The organism is Salmonella sp. WC3 (assembly GCF_042932255.1).
In the GTDB taxonomy this organism is placed as follows: Bacteria; Pseudomonadota; Gammaproteobacteria; order Enterobacterales; family Enterobacteriaceae; genus Salmonella; species Salmonella enterica.
Window position 1 is genome coordinate 2,812,021 of the sequence record NZ_CP170629.1, and the last position, 18,149, is coordinate 2,830,169.

Below are 18,149 nucleotides of genomic sequence, written 5' to 3' on the forward strand. Positions count from 1 at the left end.
TGGAGAAGTTGATTAGTGAGTCGAAAAAAGTACGATGCTAACCTTCCGAGGTACCTCACCTACCGTAAGGCCAGTAAATCTTTTTTCTGGCGTAACCCGGTAACTGACAAGGAATTTCCGCTCGGTCAGATCGCCCGCAGGGACGCTATCACACAGGCCATAGAGGCAAACAACTTCATAGCGCAAAACCACACGCCAGTGGCGCTTATTGAAAAACTAAAAGGAACGGACTCATTCACTGTGTCCGCATGGATTGATCGCTATGAGGTTTTATTACAGCGCCGGAGTCTGTCGGTTAATACCTACAAGATTCGCAGTAATCAATTAGCGACCGTACGCGAAAAAATGGGAGAAATAATACTGGCAGAAGTAACAACCCGGCACATTGCCAAGTTTCTTGAGTCGTGGATAACCGAGGGAAAAAAGACTATGGCGGGAGCAATGAGATCAGTTCTATCTGACATGTTCAGAGAGGCTATTGTCGAAGGGCATATTGTGAAAAACCCGGTGGAAGCAACCCGGATACCAGAGATTAAGGTTGCCAGGGAACGCCTGCAACTGGAAACATATAACGCCACGCGGACGGCGGCAGAACATCTGCCTGTGTGGTTTCCTCTTGCGATGGATCTCGCGCTGGTTACTGGTCAACGTAGGGAGGATATCGTAAATATGAAATTTAGTGATGTTGTTGACAACCGCTTATACGTAACTCAGATTAAAACCGGAATGAAAATAGCCATTCCCCTCTCCCTGACACTTCGGGCGACGGGGTTACGTCTGGGAACGGTAATCGATCGCTGCCGACTGGTAAGCCGCACTGATTTCATGATCAGTGCCGGAATCAGGAAAAATAGCCCAACCGGGAATATTCATCCGGATGGATTGACAAAGACATTTGTAAAAGCAAGAAAAGCCTCCGGTGTTAACTTCAGCAATAATCCACCGACATTTCACGAGATCCGAAGTCTGGCCGGACGGCTGTACAAAAACGAGCACGGCGAGGTGTTCGCCCAAAAACTCCTGGGCCACACATCAGCGAACACCACGAAACTCTATCTCGATGAGCGTGATGATAAAGCTTATATGATGCTCTAATACTCCAATTTTCGTTGTGAAATAAATGTTAAATTTAATTTGATTGTGATATAACCAAAAAGACCGGAATACAGAAATTCGGAAAAATTTCGGAAAATTTCGGAAAACGGATCGTAAGCGATTGTTTTATAAGAAAAATAAAAAGAGACCGAATACGATTCCTGTATTCGGTCCAGGGAAATGGCTCTTGGGAGAGAGCCGTGCGCTAAAAGTTGGCATTAATGCAGGCTAAATCGCCTTGCCCTTTAAGAATAGATGACGACGCCAGGTTTTCCAGTTTGCGACGAAGGTGATTGAAAAAACCTGGCGTTTTGTCTGTCATCAGAGATAAAAAAACCGTAAGCCTTTTCGTGAAGGTTTACGGTTTTTTATTAAAAATCAGTCAGCTATTGGATGGATCACAAAGCTTTTGCGCACGTTCGATAAACGGCGCCAGACTCATTTTCTCACCGGGCTTCGCCGGGTTATCGATTTGAATGACGGCAATAGGCTGAGCGCGCGTTTTACCCTCCGCTACTTGCTGTTCGGCAATGGCATTCAAGGGATACTGCACCAGCGTACTGGGGTTGATCACATAGAGCGCCTGGCCAGGCCGACAGGTCAACATGACCTCTTCCCGATTAAACGCCCACTTGTCTTTTCCTACTTCAAAACGACTTACGGTAATCACCTGCGGCGCCGCCAACGCTACGCCCGAAGTGGCCAGCAGAAGCGCCGGAAGGAGTATTTTTTTCATTCGTTATGCCAGTCCATCAAAAAGGTTCGAGGGTTGCAAACAGGCTGACGATCGCCAGAACTATGCCTCCAACTCCCCATTCAATTTGCGCCATCCTGACAAACCATAGGTCAGTCCGGGGATTTTCCAGTCGCATACGTGGTACGAGAACATACCGATTCGTCAACGCAATTGCTACCATAAGCACGACCAGCGCACATTTTAACAAAAGCAACTGTCCATAGGTGGTCTGCCAGATAGCGGTAAATCCCGTGATAAATAGCGTGTTGCCAATGCCTGTGAGCAATACGCCCGCCACAAAAAAGTGACCATAACGAGAAAAACGCATCATGGCGCTAATAGCATGTTGACGCCAGCGTCCCTGAGCCATGCGCATACAATAAACCACTGGCAACAGCCCACCAAACCAGGCAGCGGCACAGAGTAAATGCAGAGCATGGTTAATCTGCTGTAATGTTCCCGCTACACCGTCGCGCATCGTCGCATGTCCAACGCCTGCCAGCAGGATAAACTGAGCAACGGTTAGAATAAGAAGCCGTCGTTGCATTTTTACCGGCGCAATGACTACCACCGCCAGCGTGACCAGCGCGAGGATAATTTGCCATATCCAGACCGCGCCAAAGCGGGTTTGCAGTACCGCGCCCCACACCGAGACGGAAAAAACATCGGGCCAGCCGCCGCCCATCAGCCCGCCCTGAATCGCCAGCATAAAAGCCGCGCTGATAACGCTCCAGGCGGCGGCATGTCGTTGCAGATGTAAAAATCGATGCGTCATTAAACGACGAATTGGTGCGGGTGCCAGCCAGGCGCCGTAAAGCGCGCAGCCGTAGACCAGCATCACACTAGCAAAATGAATAAATCGGAGAGTTATCCAGACGAATGTCAGCATCATTTATTTCACGCTGAAGGTGTATTTCCCTTTTGTTTTATGTCCATCCACCGACACAACGTGCCAGTCTACCGTGTAAGCGCCAGATTTTAACGGCTGCTCAAGCGGGATAATCAACTGCGTTTTATCCTGTTCATTTCGCTTTGCCGGGCGCGTTTTGATGAGCTCTTGCTGAGGGCCAGTAATGGTTGCGCCGCTGAACCCTGGCTCAATCCCTTCAGAAAAGTTCAGGGTCAGCGCCTGTGGCGAGGCCGTAACGGCAGCATTCGCCGCTGGATACTGATGCGTCAGGTGCGCATGTGCCCAGGCCGCTGGCGTCGCAAATGTCGATGTCAGCAGCAGTAAAGCTAAACGTCGCAATCGTGCAGAAGAAGCCATATTCACTATTCCTTTTTGTTATACCTACGTTACAAAGAATAACCTTCAACAATCAATGAGTCGAGGATCATCATTTCCATCTTGCCATTACCGCGGACTCTTAGTACCTTCTGGCGGCAACAAAAAAGGAGACACGTATGAAAACAAATCTGGCTCAGCTTGAACAAGCGGAAATGGATAAAGTCAATGTGGACCTGGCGGCAGCCGGGGTGGCATTTAAAGAGCGCTACAATATGCCAGTTGTCGCGGAGGCGGTCGAACGTGAGCAGCCAGAGCATCTACGCGCCTGGTTTCGTGAGCGGCTGATTGCCCATCGTCTGGCTTCCGTATCACTATCCCGACTCCCTTACGAACCCAAAGTTAAATAAAAATTATATAACGTTACACTTCCTTACATGCAGACGACTACATTATAAGGCGATTCTTAACCTATGCTTTTTAGAATGGCTGTAGAGACTATGAAAAGGAAGTCATTATGTCCTCCTGGAAAATTGCTGCTGCGCAGTATGCGCCCCTGAACGCCTCGCCGGCGGAGCATGTCGCCCATCATCTGGAATATATTGAGCTTGCGGCTCGTCAACAGTGCGAACTGCTGGTCTTTCCGTCGCTGTCGCTATTAGGCTGCGACGAAAGAAATAAACCGTTGCCCGCCCCGCCTGACGAGGCGCTTTTACAGCCGCTCACTCATGCGGCCGATACCCACCATATGACTATCATTGTGGGTATGCCTGTTGAGCATAACTGCCGCTTCGTAAAAGGCATCGCTATTTTTGCCCCATGGCTAACGTCGCCGCTCATGTTTCACAAAAGTCATGGCGCCTGTATTGCCAGGCAGCGAAGCGCTATCAACGTGGTGGATGAGCAGCCAGAAGGTGGTGATATAGATCCCTCATTTACGTTATTCACAACCAGTCAATGTCTTAACGAACCTGAACTCCATGCTTCTACCTCACGCTTACAACGTTTTTCGCATAAATATGCGCTGGCCGTACTGATGGCCAATGCCTGTGGCAGTAGCGCTCTGTGGGATGAAAGCGGGCAACTTATTGTTCGTGCCGATTGCGGTTCGCTATTACTGACGGGCCTGCGCACAACGGAGGGTTGGCAAGGCGATATCATTCCATTACGCTAAGGTCTTTCGGTGAGGAATGAATCATGTTGCGGATTATAGACACGGAAACCTGCGGGCTGCAGGGCGGGATCGTAGAGATAGCCTCTGTTGATGTCATTGATGGCAACATTGTCAATCCCATGAGTCACCTGATACGCCCCGATCGCCCTATTACGCCGCAGGCGATGGCGATACACCGTATTACCGAAGCCATGGTCGCCGATAAGCCGTGGCTTGAAGATGTCATACCGCTTTATTACGGTAGTGAGTGGTATGTCGCTCACAATGCCAGTTTCGACAGACGCGTATTACCTGAATTGCCGGGTGAGTGGATCTGTACCATGAAGTTGTCGCGACGCCTGTGGCCGGGAATAAAATACAGCAATATGGCGCTCTATAAATCGCGTAAACTAAGCGTACAAACGCCGCCGGGGCTGCATCATCACCGGGCGCTTTATGATTGCTATATCACCGCCGCCTTGCTGATTGATATTATGCGAACCACCGGCTGGACCGCGGAAGAGATGGTCAATATCACGGGCCGTCCTGCGCTGTTAACCACTTTCTCGTTCGGTAAATACCGCGGTAAGGCGGTATCTGAAGTCGCAAAACGCGATCCGGGCTATTTACGCTGGCTTTTTAATAACCTTGATAATATGAGCCCGGAACTTCGCCTGACGCTTAAACACTACCTGGAAGATGTTCAGGCTGGCGAGCAACGCAGCAATGGAACACCACAATAACCCGCGACGCTCACAAGCCGTTGCGGGCGCGCGTCTATGCGCTATGTAAGGTTCCCTGCGCCAGGCCGATTAAAAAGGCGAACTCCAGCGCGACGCCTTCGTAGGATTTAAACCGCCCCGACTTACCACCGTGCCCGGAGTCCATATCCGTACATAGCAGCAGCAGACGTTGGTCCGTTTTTAGCTCGCGTAATTTTGCCACCCACTTCGCCGGTTCCCAGTATTGCACCTGGGAATCGTGCAATCCTGTCGTCACCAGCAGGTGCGGATAGTCCTGCGCTTTGACATTGTCATAAGGACTATAGCTTTTCATATAGTCATAATACTCAATATCCTGCGGGTTCCCCCACTCTTCAAACTCTCCTGTCGTTAGTGGGATCGACTCATCCAGCATCGTGGTTAATACATCAACAAAGGGTACCTGGGCAATAACGCCGTGGAAAAGCTCGGGGCGTTCGTTGATAGCGACGCCCATTAGCATTCCGCCCGCGCTCCCGCCCATCCCATAACACAGCGACGGTGAACCGTAACCCAGTTTTAATAAGGCATCGCAGGCATCAAGATAGTCATTAAAAGTATTCCGCTTTTTGAGGAATTTGCCATCTTCATACCACTGCTGCCCCAGCTCACCGCCGCCGCGAACGTGTACGATTGCGTAAACAAAGCCACGATCCAGCAAGCTCAGTCGGCTGCTGCTGAAGTCGGCGTCAATACTGGAACCGTAAGATCCGTAGCCGTAAACCAGAAGCGGATTTTGCCCTTTACGAAAATACTTCTGATGATAAACCAGCGATACTGGCACTTCGACGCCGTCGCGTGCGGTGATCCACAGGTGTTCGCTCTGATAACAGCCAGAATCAAACCCAGGCACTTCCGTCTGTTTAAGTACCCGTCGTTCTCCGGTATCCATATCCAGTTCAAACAAGGTATCTGGCGTCGTCATTGAAGAATAGCCGTAACGCAGCCGGGAGGTCTCAGGTTCGGGATTATAGGCAAGCCACGTCACGTAAGCCGGATCGTCAAAGGCAATGCCTATCACTTCACGGGTTTTACGGTTAATTTGCCGCAGGCTGGTAAGCCCCCGTTGACGCTCTTCGACCACTAACCAGTCGGTAAACAGGGTAAACCCTTCCAGCATAATATGCTCGCGCGGAGGGATCAGCTCTTCCCAGGCGTTTTCATTGCGCACGCGGGTACGGTACAACCCAAAGTTTTTACCGTTCCGGTTAGAGCGCAGGTAAAACTTATGTTGATAGTGATCGAGACTATATTCGTGGTCTTTGCGGCGCGGTAAGAATGAAAACGGCTCGGCATCGGCCAGTTCCGCGTCAAGTAATAGCACTTCGCTAGTGGTGGCGCTGGCAAGATGAATTACCACATAATGCTGCGAAGTGGTTTTATGCAGGCTGACATAAAAGGTATCGTCTTTCTCCTCATATACCAGTTCATCTTGCGATGACGGAGTGCCAATCGTGTGCCGCCAAACCTGATAGGGCAGCAGCGTCTTCTTATGCTTACGCACATAGTAAAGGGTCAGGGAATCATTGGCCCAGACAAATTCAGGCGCAACGTTATCCAGCAGTTCCGGATACCAGTTACCGCTTTCGAGGTTACGAAAACGCAACCCATACTGACGACGGGATAAATAATCTTCTGCCAGCGCCATGATGGTATTATCCGGCGTAATGGCAAGCCCGCCGAGCGTATAAAATTCGCTGTGCGCGGCCCGCTGGTTCGCATCGAGCAAGGTTTCCCACACATTCCACTCTTCGCTTAACGCCGATTGTCGTTGATAGATGGCATATTCGCAGCCGGGTTCATAGATATAACGGTAGCGATAGCCGTTTTTCACATACGGAGCGGAAACTTCTCTGGGCGGGATACGATCGATAATTTCTTTTAGAATGCGGTCCTGTAACGCCTGCTGAGAGGACATGACCTTCCGGCCATACTCATTTTCCTGATGCAGGTAATCAAGGACTTCCGGCTGCGAGCGAGTGTCATCTCGCAGCCAGTAATAATTATCAATGCGCGTATCGCCATGTACGGTCATGGCATAGGGAATTCGATTGGCTTTTGGCAACATGTCGTTTTTTCTTTTGCGTTAATATTTGTTATATATCACGCGGCAAACATAGCGGCGTAGCATGGTAGTCCCGGTCGCTCACCTCGGTAAGCGCCTGAGATGTCACTGCTTCGCCGCTATCCTGCAACATGAATGACGTAAACTATCCATCCTATAAGGGTGGCAAAAGACACGCATGATGCAAGCGAAACATGTTACTTAATGGCAGGTTATCAGCCTGGTAGCGCCTGTTTTTGCTGCTGCAAGTCCTGCTCGATACCGTCCCGAACCTCCTGAGGAATTTTTAGTGCGTCTCCTAACGCATTCAGATAGCTACGTTCCATAAAGTGGTCAATATCAATGGCGGCGCAGCTCAGGAAGTAGATTTCCAGAGCTTCTTCTTCATTGCGAACGCCCTGTGCCAGACGTTGTGGATCAAGCGGCTGCTCAATAGCTTTCTCGATAAACACACGCCCTTGCTCTTCCACACCTGATTCTCGCAGTTGGTGCTCAATCGCCGCGCGTTCTTTGGCATCAATATGCCCATCGCTTTTTGCAGCAAAAACCAGCGCCAGGATCAGTCGCTCAGTGCGAACATCCAGCGGCGTACTTTGGCTGCCGAATTGCGGCTCCCCCTGATGCGCAGCGCGTACTTTATCTTTGTACTTATTCCACAATACGGAACCCGCCACCGCGCCGCCGCCCACCAGCAAAGCGCCAGTACCGTATTTGGTTAATAATTTGCGCGAAGACTTATTGGCGACCAACAGTCCAGCCAGACCGCCCAGCGCGCCGGGAACCAGCAGTTTATTTAACCCCTGTTCACCGGAAGGCGATGCAGAAGCGCCTTTTTGCCCAAGAAGTGATTGTAATTGGTTCAACCAGTTAGCCATAGTACCCCTCAAATACAGACCAATAATGGTCAAGCGTACCTGAGGGGATGTCAGGAATTGTCTGTTCCGGCAAAAGAAGCGCAAATTACGCTGCTAGCGGGGCTTATATTCCGCCTTGCCGGCTTTGCAATCAACGATGACCTGATAATGAATATCGGCGCTTTTACCGCGAACAGTTAGCGGAACTGTCCATTTATCATTTTGACCTACAACGTCCTGCACATTAACCCACGCGACCGGGTCAGCCTGCCCGACCTTTTTTTGGTCGTCGGCCCACCGCACGATACGATTTTGCTGGTAGTCGCGCTTCACGCTTGCCGCAATCCCGGCGGCATCCAGCCCTTCACACTGCGGAAACTTAACCGATTTACTCTCGGTGGATGCCGCAAATGCCGATACGCTGGCGGATAACAGTAGCAGGCTCAACAACGCTCCTCTTTTATTCATACTTTTCTCCTTAGCACAATGATTCAGGAAAAGCATGGTACAAAACGCCGGGAGCGCAAGTACGGGTTCAGGCGGCTTGCTTTTTCGTTTTACTCGCGGCGTCCTTTTCAACCGCCTGCGGAGAAGGCAACTTACCGGTTTTGAGGATAGTACTTAACACCTCTTTATGTTCCGCCAGCCACAGCGACAACGCCTCGCGCTGCCCATCTTCCAGCACGACTGGCGACTGCTCAAGCCAGGTATCAAGAAGATCGGCAGTATCGAGCATTTTGTCCCAGGCGTCTGCTTCCTTTTTACTGGTAAATGACATCTTCTCCTCACCCTCGCGAATGACTACGTATTTAACTTCAACCGCCATTTTGCAGCCCCTTATTTACCTGTGTTTATATACAGTATATTGCAAGACAGCAAGAAAAGCAATCTATTCGAAAAGACATACGCAAACGTTTTCGTATATACTGCGCGCAGGTAAATAAGGGGACAGAAATATGACGCTATTAGGCACTGCGCTGCGTCCGGCAGCAACGCGGGTGATGTTATTAGGGGCAGGTGAATTGGGAAAAGAGGTGGCGATTGAATGCCAACGCCTGGGGATCGAGGTTATCGCCGTCGATCGCTATCCTGATGCTCCCGCCATGCATGTGGCTCACCGTTCACACGTCATTAATATGCTGGACGGCGAGGCGCTACGTCATGTGATTACAGAGGAAAAACCGCATTATATCGTGCCGGAAATAGAAGCGATCGCCACCGATACGCTGCGTGAGCTGGAGGACGAAGGGCTGAATGTCGTGCCTTGCGCCCGTGCAACGCAGCTCACGATGAACCGCGAAGGGATCCGTCGCCTCGCCGCAGAAGAATTAGGTCTGCCGACATCGACGTATCGCTTTGCCGACAGTGAGGCCAGTTTTCATGACGCGGTAGCCGCAGTGGGTTTTCCTTGCATCGTCAAACCGGTCATGAGCTCTTCCGGCAAAGGCCAGAGCTTTATCCGCTCGGCCGAACAGCTCGCGCAGGCATGGGAATATGCTCAACAGGGCGGACGCGCTGGCGCGGGTCGCGTGATTGTGGAAGGCGTGGTTAAATTTGATTTTGAAATTACGCTGCTCACCGTTAGCGCCGTCGATGGCGTGCATTTCTGCGCGCCGGTCGGTCATCGTCAGCAAGATGGCGACTATCGCGAATCCTGGCAGCCACAGCAGATGAGCGAACTGGCGCTGAAGCGGGCGCAAGAGATTGCGCGTCATGTGGTACTGGCGTTAGGCGGTCATGGTCTGTTCGGCGTTGAACTCTTCGTCTGTGGCGATGAAGTCATTTTCAGCGAAGTCTCCCCTCGCCCGCACGATACCGGAATGGTGACGTTGATTTCTCAGGATCTTTCTGAGTTTGCGCTGCATGTGCGCGCCTTTCTGGGAATGCCCATAGGCGCTATTCGCCAGTATGGTCCCGCTGCCTCGGCCGTGATTCTGCCGCAGCTTACCAGTCAAAATGTGACGTTTGATGATGTACACGCGGCGGTAGGGGCCGGAGTGCAGGTACGGCTGTTTGGTAAGCCTGAGATCGACGGCACCCGTCGTCTTGGTGTAGCGTTAGCGACAGGTGAAAACGTTGAAGAAGCGGTGATAAGAGCGAAAAAGGCCGCCAGCCGCGTGACGGTAAAAGGCTAATGCGCCATCGCCTGATGGCGACGTTAGCGCATTTTTATCAGACCTGACTGATCGCCACTCGTAAGCCCGATAAGCAAGCGCCATCGGGCATTTAACGGCTTACTGCTTCGCGCCTTCTACCGCTTCGCGCGCCAGTTTGGTGATGCGATCGTAATCACCCGCTTCCAGCGCGTCGGCCGGCACCAGCCAGGAACCGCCGATGCACAACACGCTTTTCAGCGCCAGATAGTTACGATAGTTTGCCGGAGAGATGCCGCCGGTTGGGCAGAAACGTACCTGAGAGAACGGACCGGCAATCGCCTGCAACGCTTTAGTGCCGCCATTCGCTTCCGCCGGGAAGAATTTGAACTCTTTCAGACCATAGTCCATGCCCAACATCAGTTCAGAAACGGTGCTAATACCGGGAATCAATGGGATAGTGCCTGCCGTCGCGGCTTTCAGCAGTGGCTCAGTCAGTCCCGGGCTAATCGCAAACTGCGCGCCCGCTTCCGTCACCGCCGCCAACTGCTGCGGATTGAGAACGGTTCCGGCGCCGACAATCGCTTCCGGCACGTCTTTAGCGATAGCGCGAATAGCATCCATCGCGCAGGCCGTACGTAAAGTCACTTCCAGAACGCGAACGCCCCCGGCCACCAGCGCTTTAGCCATCGGCACCGCGTGCTCCAGTTTATTGACTACAATGACCGGGACAACCGGGCCGGTGGTCAGGATTGCTTCTGCACTTGTTTTCCAGTTTTTCATCGGAATTCTTCTCTCGCCTGATTACTAGTGTGTCATCTTAAAAAGTGATACAGGTTGCGCCCTGCTCCGCACCCGACAGCTTTTCGCGCAGCGCGCCAAACAACTCACGCCCCGTTCCGACGCGCGACGCGCTCAGGTCCGGAATATGAGGCTGACGAGCGGCAAGTTCCGCCTCGTCGACCAGCAGAGTTAACTCACCTGTCTGCCCATTCACGCGAATGATGTCGCCATCGCGCACTTTTGCCAGTAAGCCGCCATCGTAGGCTTCCGGCGTTACGTGGATAGCTGAAGGCACTTTACCCGAAGCGCCTGAAAGTCGTCCATCAGTAACTAACGCGATTTTGAAACGGCGGTCCAATAATACACCAAGTGGCGGCATGAGTTTATGTAATTCTGGCATTCCATTCGCTTTTGGTCCCTGATGACGCACGACAACGACACAATCCCGGTCAAGCAGGCCCGCGTCAAACGCAGGCAGCACATCATGCTGACTTTCAAATACCATGGCAGGCGCTTCAATGATCTGGTTTTCAACCGGTACCGCAGACGTCTTCATTACTGCGCGCCCCAGATTACCGCTTAGCACCTTAGTACCGCCGTGAGGAGAGAACGGCTTATCAAAAGAGGCAATGACATCGTTATCCAGTGACCTTTCCGCGCCTTCACGCCAGTCCAGCTCGCCGTTGTTGAGCCAGGGCTCCAGCGTATAGCGTTTCAGGCCGAAGCCTGCGACAGTATTAACGTCTTCGTGCAGCAATCCGGCATTGAGCAGCTCACGCATCAATACCGGTACGCCGCCCGCCGCCTGGAAGTGGTTAATGTCCGCCGGACCGTTCGGATACAGACGCGCCATCAACGGAACCACTTCCGACAAATCCGAGAAGTCATCCCAGTTGATCAGAATGCCCGCCGCGCGCGCCATTGCAACCAGATGCATGGTGTGGTTGGTGGAGCCGCCGGTAGCCAGCAGCGCGACAATGCCGTTCACCACGACTTTTTCGTCGATCATTTTACCGAGCGGCATCCACGTATTGCCGTTGCCGGTAAGACGTGTTACCTGACGTGCGGCAGCGGCAGTCAATGCCTCGCGCAGCGGCGCATCCGGATGCACAAACGAAGAACCCGGCAACTGCATTCCCATAAACTCCACCACCATCTGGTTGGTGTTGGCGGTGCCGTAAAATGTACAGGTGCCCGGCGCATGGTAAGAGGCGGCTTCCGACTCCAGCAGCGCCATTCTGTCTACTTTTCCTTCCGCATATAGCTGACGAATACGGACTTTTTCTTTATTCGGCAGGCCGCTCGCCATCGGGCCTGACGGAACAAAAATCGCGGGTAAATGACCAAAAGAGAGCGCGGCCATCGCCAGCCCCGGAACGATTTTGTCGCATACGCCGAGGAATAACGCGCCGTCAAACATATTGTGAGAGAGGCCTACTGCTGCCGACATCGCTATCACTTCGCGGCTGAGTAATGACAACTCCATGCCATCCTGCCCTTGCGTAACGCCATCGCACATTGCCGGTACGCCGCCTGCGACCTGACCTACCGCATTCACGGAATGCAGGGCCTGACGAATAATCTGCGGATAATGTTCATACGGTTGATGCGCAGAGAGCATGTCATTGTAGGAGGTAATAATGGCGATATTATTGCGCAACATACTTTTCAGCGAGGCTTTGTCCTCTGGCTGACAGGCGGCGAAGCCATGCGCCAGGTTGCCGCAGGCCAGTTGAGATCGGTGGACCGTGGCGGTTTTCGCCTGCTCAATGCGGGCAAGATAGGCTTCTCGGGTCTGCTTCGAGCGTTCGACAATACGCTGTGTTACGCGTAACAAATTAGGATTCATAGAGGCTCCTGAAATTTATCTGTCCGGCTACCGGGTTTACCATGCGTTTCATCAATGTGGAAAGACAGTGAAATACATGATGTCCGGTGATAATGGAGCAAAATCGTTTCAGGCAGTGTAATAAAAAAAGCCTCGCAGGTGAATCCACACGAGGCTTAAAAGTGCAAAAATGATTCTACAATCTGTGTTAGATCATGTTACCGGTAAAATACCACCTAAGAGTGAGTGGCAAATTTACTCAAACTCATTCCACGAACGACCGTCACGGGTAATCATCGCCACGGACGCTACCGGTCCCCAGGTGCCCGCCTGATACGGCTTCGGCGCGTCGTTGTCCATCGCCCATGCTTCGGTAATGGAGTCCACCCACTTCCAGGCTTCTTCCACTTCGTCACGGCGGACAAACAGCGCCTGAATGCCACGCATCGTTTCCAGCAGCAGGCGCTCATATGCATCCGCCAGGTGCGTCTGATTAAAGGTCTCGGAGTAGCTCAGATCAAGCTTCGTGATCTGCAGATTATGCTTATGATCCAGCCCCGGTACTTTGTTAAGCACCTGAATATCTACGCCTTCATCCGGCTGCAGGCGAATCGTCAATTTGTTCTGCGGCAGGTCTTGCCAGGACTCTTTAAAGAGATTCAGTTCAGGCGTCTTGAAATAAACCACGACTTCAGAGCACTTGGTTGGCAGACGCTTGCCGGTACGCAGATAGAATGGCACGCCCGCCCAACGCCAGTTATCGATGTCGACGCGGATCGCGACGAACGTTTCGGTGTTGCTGCTTTTATTCGCGCCCTCTTCTTCCAGATAGCCCGGCACCTTTTGACCCTGCGCAAAGCCAGCGGTGTATTGACCACGAACCGTTTTTTCACGCACGTTGGAGCGATCAATACGGCGCAGCGATTTCAACACTTTGACTTTTTCATCGCGAATACTGTCGGCGCTCAGGTCAGACGGCGGTGACATGGCAATCATGCAGAGAATTTGCAGCAAGTGGTTCTGGATCATATCGCGCATCTGACCGGCCTGGTCAAAGTATCCCCAGCGCCCTTCAATCCCCACCTCTTCCGCTACGGTAATCTCAACGTGATCGATAGTGCGGTTATCCCAGTTATTAACGAATAACGAGTTGGCAAAACGCAGAGCCAGCAGGTTGAGAACCGTTTCTTTGCCCAGATAGTGGTCGATACGATATACTTGGCACTCTTCAAAGTATTCGCCGACCCGATCGTTAATCTCACGCGAGGTCGCCAGCGAAGTACCCAACGGTTTCTCCATCACGACACGCGCCGGTTTGGCGTTGAGTTTAGCCTCCCCTAACCCTTTGCAAATAGCGCCAAACGTGCTGGGCGGCATCGCAAAATAGTTAATGGTGGTACGGTTTTTTTGATCCAGCATATCGCCCAGGCGACTGAACGCAGGCGTATCGTTAACGTCAAGATTACAAAAATCCAGACGGCCGCTCAGCGTATCCCACAAGCCTTCATCAATTTTTTCCTTCATGAAGGTTTCCAGCGCCTCACGCACGACGTGGGTATAAGCTTCTTTATCCCAGTCCGCGCGCCCCACCCCAATGATCCGGGTATCCGGATGGATCTGGCCGGCTTTCTCAAGCTGATACAGGGAAGGCAGCAGTTTCCGGCGCGCCAGGTCGCCTTTCGCGCCGAAAATGACCAGGTCACATGCCTGGGCTGTTTGCGTTACCGCCATGTCATTCTCCTCAGTTAATCTCCTGGTACTTTAGCCAGGATATCGTTGTAATTTTATTACACAGCACTGTACTGCTTTTACGAGATTACGGAAACCGTAAACGCCTTTTCATAGGTGAACCGGCGTTTGATTGGCAATATAATCGGCAAAACGCCTAATAAAATTGTCGCTTTTCCACACAAGCTGGAACTTAAAATCCGACGTCGGTCATGTAATGAAAAAAAACGACACCTTTTTTAGCCATTTTGCCCCCTTTGACAGCCTCCAGGAGTAATATCTAACAAAACGCGCTCGGTTTCGCGCATCATTGAAATCGCTAATACCCATGAGCCTTGCTAATCATGAATATGCTGGAAAAAGTCCAGTCTCAACTGGAACATTTAAGCAAATCTGAACGAAAAGTCGCCGATGTTATTCTGGCCGCCCCAGGCAGATCGATTCACTTAAGCATTGCCATGCTGGCCCAGGAAGCTAACGTTAGCGAGCCAACGGTGAACCGTTTCTGTCGCAGCATGAATACCCGCGGCTTTCCTGATTTTAAACTGCATCTGGCGCAAAGTCTGGCAAATGGCACCCCCTATGTTAATCGCAATGTGGATGAAGATGACAGCGTTGAGGCCTATACAGGAAAAATCTTCGAGTCCGCCATGGCCAGTCTCGACCATGTTCGTCAGTCGCTGGATAAATCGGCCGTCAACCGCGCCGTCGATTTACTGACCCAGGCAAAAAAAATCGCCTTTTTTGGCCTTGGTTCCTCCGCCGCGGTCGCGCATGACGCCATGAATAAGTTTTTTCGCTTCAATGTGCCGGTGATTTACTCCGACGATATCGTGCTGCAACGGATGAGCTGTATGAATTGTAACGATGATGACGTCGTCGTGCTCATTTCGCATACTGGCAGAACCAAGAGCCTGGTGGAACTGGCGCAGTTGGCGCGGGAAAACGATGCGATGGTGATCGCCCTGACCTCCGCTGGAACGCCGCTGGCGCGCGAAGCCACGCTGGCCATTACCCTCGACGTACCGGAAGATACAGACATTTATATGCCCATGGTCTCTCGACTTGCTCAGCTGACCGTGATAGATGTGCTGGCAACGGGATTTACTTTGCGTCGCGGGGCGAAATTCAGAGATAACTTGAAGCGTGTCAAGGAAGCGCTCAAGGAATCGCGTTTTGATAAAGAATTACTCATCAGGAGTGATGACCGCTAAAAGCAATAACAATGTTCTACCCTTTTCGTCATCCGGGGACGTTCATTTTATACCGTTAAGGTTTCAGAACGACCGGATCAATGTTCACGCAACACCAAGTTGTTTTAGTCAACGGAGTATTACATGTCCAGAAGGCTTCGCAGAACCAAAATCGTTACCACGTTAGGCCCGGCAACTGACCGCGATAACAACCTTGAGAAGGTTATCGCCGCGGGCGCAAACGTAGTACGTATGAACTTCTCTCACGGCTCGCCGGAAGATCATAAAATGCGTGCTGATAAAGTCCGTGAGATTGCCGCCAAATTGGGGCGTCATGTGGCTATTTTAGGCGACCTGCAAGGGCCAAAAATTCGCGTTTCCACTTTTAAAGAAGGCAAAGTGTTCCTCAATATCGGGGATAAATTTCTGTTAGACGCTAACCTGGGTAAAGGCGAAGGCGATAAAGAAAAAGTCGGCATTGATTACAAAGGGTTGCCGGCAGACGTCGTTCCTGGCGATATCCTGCTGCTTGACGATGGTCGAGTGCAGTTGAAAGTGCTTGAAGTCCAGGGCATGAAAGTCTTTACCGAGGTCACCGTCGGCGGCCCGCTGTCTAACAATAAAGGCATTAACAAGCTCGGCGGCGGGCTTTCTGCTGAAGCGCTGACCGAAAAAGATAAAGCCGATATTCAAACCGCTGCGCTGATAGGCGTTGACTATCTGGCCGTATCCTTCCCGCGCTGCGGCGAAGATCTGAACTATGCACGCCGCCTGGCGCGCGACGCCGGCTGCGACGCGAAAATTGTGGCTAAGGTCGAACGCGCCGAAGCGGTATGCGATCAAAACGCCATGGACGATATCATTCTGGCCTCTGACGTTGTGATGGTCGCACGTGGCGACCTGGGCGTTGAAATCGGCGATCCGGAGCTGGTTGGTATCCAGAAGGCGCTGATTCGCCGTGCGCGTCAGCTAAACCGCGCAGTCATCACCGCAACGCAGATGATGGAGTCGATGATCACCAACCCGATGCCGACCCGTGCGGAAGTGATGGACGTGGCGAACGCCGTCCTAGATGGCACGGATGCGGTTATGCTGTCTGCCGAAACCGCAGCCGGTCAGTATCCTTCTGAAACCGTTGCCGCAATGGCGCGCGTCTGCCTGGGCGCAGAAAAAATCCCCAGCATCAATGTGTCTAAACACCGTCTCGACGTGCAGTTCGACAACGTTGAAGAAGCTATTGCCATGTCTGCGATGTATGCGGCAAACCATCTGAAAGGTGTTACCGCGATCATCACCATGACGGAATCCGGTCGTACCGCGCTAATGACTTCCCGTATCAGCTCCGGCCTGCCGATTTTCGCCATGTCGCGCCATGAACGCACGCTGAACCTGACCGCGCTCTACCGCGGAGTAACGCCAGTGCATTTTGATAGCGCGGCTGATGGCGTTGTCGCGGCGCATGAAGCTGTTAATCTGCTGCGCGATAAAGGGTATCTGGTTTCCGGCGACCTGGTTATCGTGACTCAGGGCGATGTCATGAGCACCGTCGGTTCAACCAATACCACGCGTATTTTGACCGTTGAGTAAAACTCCTCCACGCCTGTTCATCAGGTAGTACAGGGTTTGTCAGCATAAAGCCTCTCTTACGAGAGGCTTTATTTATTTGATAGGATAAAGATCTTTACGCTTATACGGCTGAATCTCGCCTGGCTTGCGGGTTTTGAGCAGCTTCAGGATCCAGGTGTACTGTTCCGGATGCGGGCCGACAAAAATTTCGACCTCTTCGTTCATCCGTCTGGCGATAGTGTGGTCGTCAGCCGTGAGCAGATCGTCCATTGGCGGGCGAATCTGGATAGTCAGGCGATGCGTTTTACCATTATACACCGGGAAAAGCGGTATCACGCGTGCGCGGCACACTTTCATCAGCCGACCAATCGCAGGCAGCGTTGCTTTGTATGTCGCAAAGAAATCAACGAATTCACTATGCTCCGGGCCGTGATCCTGGTCCGGCAGGTAGTAACCCCAGTAGCCCTGACGAACAGACTGAATAAAGGGTTTAATCCCGTCATTGCGCGCATGCAAACGTCCGCCAAAACGCCGACGCACGGTGTTCCAGATATAGTCAAAAACCGGATTACCCTGATTATGAAACATCGCCGCCATTTTTTGCCCCTGAGAGGCCATCAGCATGGCTGGAATGTCGACGCCCCAGCCATGCGGTACGAGAAAAATGACTTTTTCGTCGTTACGACGCATCTCCTCGATAATCTCCAGACCTTCCCAGTCAACACGCTGTTGAATTTTTTTCGGACCGCGCATCGCCAACTCAGCCATCATCGCCATTGCCTGCGGCGCGGTGGCGAACATCTCATCGACAATCGCTTCGCGTTCAGCTTCGCTACGCTGCGGAAAGCACAATGACAGATTAATTAGCGCCCGGCGACGAGAACTCTTCCCCAGCCGTCCGGCAAAACGCCCCAGCGTCGCCAGCAAAGGGTCGCGGAATGATGCCGGTGTTAATGCGATCCCCGCCATTGCCGCCGCGCCCAACCAGGCGCCCCAATACCGCGGATAGCGAAAGGATTTTTCGAATTCAGGGATATACTCACTATTATTTTTTTTGGTTTCCATGCTT

The 18,149-nt window shown here is 52.1% G+C and carries 18 protein-coding genes; 7 read left to right on the forward strand and 11 right to left on the reverse strand.

Going from position 1 to position 18,149, the window contains the following annotated elements:
* Nucleotides 1-15 precede the first annotated feature (15 nt).
* Entirely contained in the window at nt 16-1,095 is a 1,080-nt protein-coding gene (locus tag ACFK9X_RS13685; RefSeq protein ID WP_017466154.1) for a tyrosine-type recombinase/integrase, read from the forward strand.
* 382 nt (nt 1,096-1,477) lie between these two features.
* Here ACFK9X_RS13685 and ACFK9X_RS13690 read toward each other — a convergent pair whose 3' ends face one another.
* The 3 genes from ACFK9X_RS13690 to yobA are packed head-to-tail and all read right to left on the reverse strand — an operon-like array spanning nt 1,478 to nt 3,098.
* Nucleotides 1,478-1,831 (reverse strand): YebY family protein, encoded by a 354-nt coding sequence (locus ACFK9X_RS13690; RefSeq protein ID WP_000722368.1) that lies wholly within the window; start codon nt 1,829-1,831, stop codon nt 1,478-1,480.
* A gap of 16 nt (nt 1,832-1,847) precedes the next feature.
* Nucleotides 1,848-2,723, reverse strand: coding sequence for a copper homeostasis membrane protein CopD (gene copD / locus ACFK9X_RS13695; RefSeq protein ID WP_151116745.1), 876 nt, complete (start codon nt 2,721-2,723; stop codon nt 1,848-1,850).
* Entirely contained in the window at nt 2,724-3,098 is a 375-nt protein-coding gene (yobA, locus tag ACFK9X_RS13700) for a CopC domain-containing protein YobA (protein WP_151116747.1), read from the reverse strand.
* A 137-nt stretch (nt 3,099-3,235) separates the two neighbouring features.
* On the opposite strand from yobA, the gene ACFK9X_RS13705 reads away from it, so the two are divergent.
* The 3 genes from ACFK9X_RS13705 to exoX all read left to right on the forward strand — a co-directional run bounded on the left by ACFK9X_RS13705 (nt 3,236) and on the right by exoX (nt 4,952).
* Nucleotides 3,236-3,466 (forward strand): DNA polymerase III subunit theta, encoded by a 231-nt coding sequence (locus ACFK9X_RS13705; protein ID WP_000856224.1) that lies wholly within the window; start codon nt 3,236-3,238, stop codon nt 3,464-3,466.
* Between the two features lie 107 nt (nt 3,467-3,573).
* On the forward strand, nt 3,574-4,230 hold the full coding sequence (locus ACFK9X_RS13710; RefSeq protein WP_000100249.1) for a carbon-nitrogen hydrolase family protein: 657 nt from the start codon (nt 3,574-3,576) through the stop codon (nt 4,228-4,230).
* A gap of 23 nt (nt 4,231-4,253) precedes the next feature.
* Complete coding sequence (exoX, locus tag ACFK9X_RS13715) at nt 4,254-4,952, forward strand: exodeoxyribonuclease X (RefSeq protein WP_151116749.1); 699 nt, start codon at nt 4,254-4,256, stop codon at nt 4,950-4,952.
* 34 nt (nt 4,953-4,986) lie between these two features.
* Here exoX and ptrB read toward each other — a convergent pair whose 3' ends face one another.
* The 4 genes from ptrB to yebG all read right to left on the reverse strand — a co-directional run bounded on the left by ptrB (nt 4,987) and on the right by yebG (nt 8,715).
* Nucleotides 4,987-7,038 (reverse strand): oligopeptidase B, encoded by a 2,052-nt coding sequence (gene ptrB / locus ACFK9X_RS13720; protein ID WP_000936997.1) that lies wholly within the window; start codon nt 7,036-7,038, stop codon nt 4,987-4,989.
* Between the two features lie 212 nt (nt 7,039-7,250).
* Complete coding sequence (locus tag ACFK9X_RS13725) at nt 7,251-7,910, reverse strand: tellurite resistance TerB family protein (protein WP_000024707.1); 660 nt, start codon at nt 7,908-7,910, stop codon at nt 7,251-7,253.
* A gap of 93 nt (nt 7,911-8,003) precedes the next feature.
* Nucleotides 8,004-8,357, reverse strand: a complete 354-nt coding sequence (yebF, locus tag ACFK9X_RS13730; protein WP_001042123.1) for a protein YebF — start codon at nt 8,355-8,357, stop codon at nt 8,004-8,006.
* 67 nt (nt 8,358-8,424) lie between these two features.
* Nucleotides 8,425-8,715 carry a DNA damage-inducible protein YebG gene (gene yebG / locus ACFK9X_RS13735; protein ID WP_000257723.1) on the reverse strand — a complete coding sequence of 97 codons (291 nt, stop codon included), beginning with the start codon at nt 8,713-8,715 and terminating at the stop codon, nt 8,425-8,427.
* Nucleotides 8,716-8,845: 130 nt separating this feature from the next.
* Between yebG and purT the strand changes: the two genes are divergently transcribed.
* Nucleotides 8,846-10,024 carry a formate-dependent phosphoribosylglycinamide formyltransferase gene (gene purT / locus ACFK9X_RS13740; protein WP_000173416.1) on the forward strand — a complete coding sequence of 393 codons (1,179 nt, stop codon included), beginning with the start codon at nt 8,846-8,848 and terminating at the stop codon, nt 10,022-10,024.
* A 99-nt stretch (nt 10,025-10,123) separates the two neighbouring features.
* Here purT and kdgA read toward each other — a convergent pair whose 3' ends face one another.
* From kdgA to zwf, 3 genes are all read right to left on the reverse strand, one after another.
* The gene (gene kdgA / locus ACFK9X_RS13745; protein ID WP_151116750.1) at nt 10,124-10,765 is read right to left on the reverse strand and encodes a bifunctional 4-hydroxy-2-oxoglutarate aldolase/2-dehydro-3-deoxy-phosphogluconate aldolase; all 642 of its coding nucleotides are present in this window, start codon (nt 10,763-10,765) and stop codon (nt 10,124-10,126) included.
* Nucleotides 10,766-10,802: 37 nt separating this feature from the next.
* On the reverse strand, nt 10,803-12,614 hold the full coding sequence (gene edd, locus ACFK9X_RS13750) for a phosphogluconate dehydratase (protein ID WP_020839279.1): 1,812 nt from the start codon (nt 12,612-12,614) through the stop codon (nt 10,803-10,805).
* 234 nt (nt 12,615-12,848) lie between these two features.
* Complete coding sequence (zwf, locus tag ACFK9X_RS13755) at nt 12,849-14,324, reverse strand: glucose-6-phosphate dehydrogenase (protein WP_000301711.1); 1,476 nt, start codon at nt 14,322-14,324, stop codon at nt 12,849-12,851.
* Between the two features lie 341 nt (nt 14,325-14,665).
* Here zwf and ACFK9X_RS13760 point away from each other — a divergent pair, with 341 nt between their 5' ends.
* Together ACFK9X_RS13760 and pyk are read left to right on the forward strand one after the other, a co-directional pair.
* Complete coding sequence (locus ACFK9X_RS13760; protein WP_001056719.1) at nt 14,666-15,535, forward strand: MurR/RpiR family transcriptional regulator; 870 nt, start codon at nt 14,666-14,668, stop codon at nt 15,533-15,535.
* A 123-nt stretch (nt 15,536-15,658) separates the two neighbouring features.
* On the forward strand, nt 15,659-17,101 hold the full coding sequence (pyk, locus tag ACFK9X_RS13765) for a pyruvate kinase (protein WP_000091156.1): 1,443 nt from the start codon (nt 15,659-15,661) through the stop codon (nt 17,099-17,101).
* A gap of 72 nt (nt 17,102-17,173) precedes the next feature.
* Here pyk and lpxM read toward each other — a convergent pair whose 3' ends face one another.
* Nucleotides 17,174-18,145 carry a lauroyl-Kdo(2)-lipid IV(A) myristoyltransferase gene (lpxM, locus tag ACFK9X_RS13770; protein WP_151116752.1) on the reverse strand — a complete coding sequence of 324 codons (972 nt, stop codon included), beginning with the start codon at nt 18,143-18,145 and terminating at the stop codon, nt 17,174-17,176.
* Between the last annotated feature and the right edge of the window lie 4 nt (nt 18,146-18,149).